This window comes from Pseudoalteromonas shioyasakiensis, assembly GCF_022398475.1.
Lineage (GTDB): Bacteria > Pseudomonadota > Gammaproteobacteria > Enterobacterales > Alteromonadaceae > Pseudoalteromonas.
In genome coordinates, this window is sequence record NZ_JAKEVM010000244.1 from 1 (window position 1) to 2,892 (window position 2,892).

Consider the following 2,892-nt stretch of genomic DNA (forward strand, 5'->3'; position numbering starts at 1 on the left):
CTGTAAAACCTATAGTGAATTTGTTTATAAAATAAAAAACCCTGCAAGCGCAGGGTTTTAATATACAAGTATTTAAATCGTTCGTTTAGAACTTAAATTTGAAACCTGCATAGTACAGACGACCAACTTGGCTATAAAGAGTATCGTCGTAGTCTAATTCAGAGTTCAATACTGGATCTTTATCAGCTAAGTTATTAACACCTAGTGTTAGATCAAGATTCCAAGGCGTTGCGTAAGTATAGTTAATATCGATAATGTTATACGAAGATAACTCACCAACTGCTTTGAACTTAGTACCTTCATCATTTGCATCTTCAGTTTCTTCAGCTGTAGAAGCAATATGGTTCCAATTTACGTTTAACATGTGAGCTTCGATATCCCATGTTAAGCCCCAGCTGATTCTTCTTTCTGGTAAGCCAGCACGGCCAATTTTATCAACGTTAGGGTAACCGATGATATCTGGCTCTTCATAGCTAAGTACTTCTGACCAAGCAAATTTAGAGCGAAGTAGACCTGCGCCACCTAAGTCAAATACTGCGTTAAGTTTGAAATCTAAGCCATCTGTAGAGAAACCAGGGATGTTAGCCATTGGTGCAGTAACAAGTAACGAACGACCAGTTGGATTACCACCACGGTCTACAGATACTTGGTCATAACCAGCAGCGTTATCATTTGGATCTTCAGGGTCACCTAAAAGACCAGCTAACTCAAGGTCAAATACGTCTTGTGTAGATAACGAGCTAACTTGGTTAGTGATTTCGATATCATAGTAATCAACTGACATATCGATATTATCAGTGATGTTATAAACCATACCGAAACTTACACTTTCTGATTCTTCAGGTTTTAATGAATCAGTACCGATGAAGTAAGTTGTATGTTGTTGAGTACGACAATCAGAACGTGATGTACCTGCTGATGTACATACCACAACATCTTTAGCTGATGAAGCTGACTCTTGTGGTGCTTTATATAGATCTTCCAGCGTTGGAGCACGGAAACCTTCACCCCAAGCAGCACGTAAAACTAACTCATCAAATGGCTGGTATTTAAGTGAAACTTTAGGAACAAATGATGAACCTACATCGCTGTAATCATCATATCGAGCAGCTAAGTTTAACTCTAATGTGTCTACTACAGGGATTAACATTTCAGCAAAAACAGCTGATTCTGTACGGTCACCTGCCGCTGAACCACCAGCAGTACCAATGATGTTTTTCGCTTCGTTTTGAGCTTCCGCTTGGTCAAAGTAATCAGTTTCACGGTAGCTAGCACCAACATATAGGCCTAGTTCACCTGCAGGTAAAGTAGCTAACTCATTAAAGCTTACGCCTGCAGTTACTTCACGTAATGTACTACCAGAACGACGGTTACTATTTGCGGCTATATTAGCTAATTGAGTAGCATACGCAGATTGATCTGGGTCACGTGGATCCCAACCATCAATGATCGCATTCTCTACGCTTGGGCGATGAACATAGCCTTGACCCCACTCGTTCATTTCATAACGGTTATAGTGTGCATCTACATGCCAATCAAACACTTCACCCATACCATTTAGAGATGCACTCCAATCAGCCATGTTGCTAACTTGCCAAGTGTCACGTGAAGTACCTACGTTATTAAAGCGGTAATAACCACGGTCGCCTTCATTAACAGCCATTAAGCCTTTTTCTGTGTCTTCAGCAAGCGCAATAGGGAATGTAAACCAGCCTGCTGCAGGTGCGAAACGACCAAAGCTTTCATTACGCGAATGTAATGAACGGAAGTTAAAGATTAAATCATCATTGATGTCATAATCAAAGTTAACAAATACTGAGTCACGCTTTGTTGAAGCAGCGTCAGCAGCAACAGCAGTATAATCATAGTGACAGCCGTCGTCAGCAGGGAAATCTGGTGCATCATTATGATAAGCAAATGAATCACCGTACTGCGAACAGTCTTGACCAGTGATCATTGGGTTAAACTCAAATGTTTGCATATCTAGAATGTTACGGCCATACCAGCTTTGACCTGTTGTACCAGCGAATGTACCTGAGCCATCGTCTGTTGCACGTGAGAACCAACGATCACGAGCAAAAATAATATCACGCTCATCATGCTCATAGCTGAATACTAGGTTAGAGTTTTCTGATTTAAGACCTGTGATAATTGAGAATGATGACTCATCACCACCGCCATCACGGCTCGGAGTACCCATACGACCCTGAACTTGAACACCTTCAAAATCTTTTCTTAAAATAATGTTAACTACACCGGCGATCGCATCAGAGCCATATACCGCAGATGCGCCATCACCCATAACTTCAATGCGCTCTACAGCAGCAAAAGGGATGGTATTTAAGTCAGCTGCACCACCACCCATAACAGGTGAACCTGGCATTTTCTTACCGTTAATTAAAACAAGTGTTCTTGAAGAACCTAAACCACGTAAGTTTACTGTTGCCTGACTTTGCGCAGTACTACCTGATGATGGTTGGATCGAACCAAATGAGTTAAATGTTGAACGGTTTAATACGTCTGCAACACTTAATTGACCTGAATTATCTAAAGATGCACGGTCGATTACAACAACAGGGTTTGCACCCTCAATGTCAGTTCGTTTAATACGTGAACCTGTAACTTCGATTCGCTCAACTTTTTCTACACCTTCTTCTTCAGCAGCAAAAGACGAAGCTGAAAATGCAGCAGTTGACGCTGCACCAAAAGCAATCGCTAAGCGAACTGCTTTTGAAACTTGATTATTTAACATTTGATTCTCCCTGGTCATATCCATGTTATGACTTTATTAATTTATTTTACCCCTTAAAGAGGTACTAGTACCCCATAAGGGAATTAAATACTAATATTAGGGACAACTTTTGGTCAACAGTTTTTTAACCATTGTTTTTC

General features: G+C 40.6%; 1 protein-coding gene. It reads right to left on the minus strand.

Features of this window, described 5'->3' with window-relative positions; translation table 11 throughout:
- Positions 1 to 85: 85 nt before the first annotated feature.
- The gene (locus L1D51_RS21080) at positions 86 to 2,752 is read right to left on the minus strand and encodes a TonB-dependent receptor plug domain-containing protein (protein ID WP_054564038.1); all 2,667 of its coding nucleotides are present in this window, start codon (positions 2,750 to 2,752) and stop codon (positions 86 to 88) included.
- Positions 2,753 to 2,892 lie beyond the last annotated feature (140 nt).

Excerpts from the sequence above, each read along its gene's own strand:
- L1D51_RS21080 (WP_054564038.1), bottom strand. The coding sequence starts at position 2,752 with ATGTTAAATAATCAAGTTTCAAAAGCAGTTCGCTTAGCGATTGCTTTT.